The organism is Winogradskyella ouciana (assembly GCF_009709615.1).
Taxonomy (GTDB): domain Bacteria; phylum Bacteroidota; class Bacteroidia; order Flavobacteriales; family Flavobacteriaceae; genus Winogradskyella; species Winogradskyella ouciana.
Map to the genome: position 1 here is coordinate 1 of NZ_WJYA01000175.1, position 260 is coordinate 260.

General features: G+C 36.9%; 1 pseudogene. It reads left to right on the forward strand.

Annotated elements, in window-relative coordinates:
• Positions 1-260, forward strand: a pseudogene (locus F1003_RS18920) (DNA repair protein RadA); the annotation flags it as partial.

Here is a 260-nt window from a genome sequence, read left to right on the forward strand (position 1 = left end):
TGTTTCACAAGTTCGTGAAAGTACACAAAGTTTAATGAATATTGCTAAACAAATGAACATTGCAACTTTTATAGTGGGTCATGTAACGAAAGAAGGTCAAATTGCTGGCCCAAGATTGCTAGAACACATGGTTGATACTGTGCTTTATTTTGAAGGCGATGAACACCACGCATATCGAATTTTGCGAGCTGTTAAAAACCGTTTTGGTTCAACGAATGAAATGGGAATCTTCGAAATGAAGCAAAGTGGATTAAAAGGTG